At 75.2% G+C, this 246-nt stretch carries 1 pseudogene; it reads left to right on the plus strand.

From position 1 onward, the window contains the following. Window positions 1-23: 23 nt before the first annotated feature. Window positions 24-246: pseudogene (locus ACQG3P_RS21650) on the plus strand (O-antigen ligase family protein); the annotation flags it as partial.

The raw sequence follows: 246 nt of genomic DNA on the forward strand, positions 1-246 counted from the left end.
CGCTGGCGGGGGACGGCGCGAGCGTGGGCGGGCTCCAGGCGTTCGCCGGGCGCGCGCAGCTCAGGGCCGCGGCGGGCTGCCTGTGCGAGCAGCCACCGATCAACGGCGTAGGCGCACGGGGTTTCCGCGATGCCTACCCCGACTGCCATCCGCGCCCTGACGACCAGGAAGTGTGGGGCGCCGGCCCGGCGTTGCACGCACCTCAGATCCTGCTGGCGATGCTGGCCGATACCGGCGTGCTCGGGG

The organism is Stenotrophomonas sp. SrG (assembly GCF_050031795.1).
GTDB lineage: Bacteria > Pseudomonadota > Gammaproteobacteria > Xanthomonadales > Xanthomonadaceae > Stenotrophomonas > Stenotrophomonas rhizophila_A.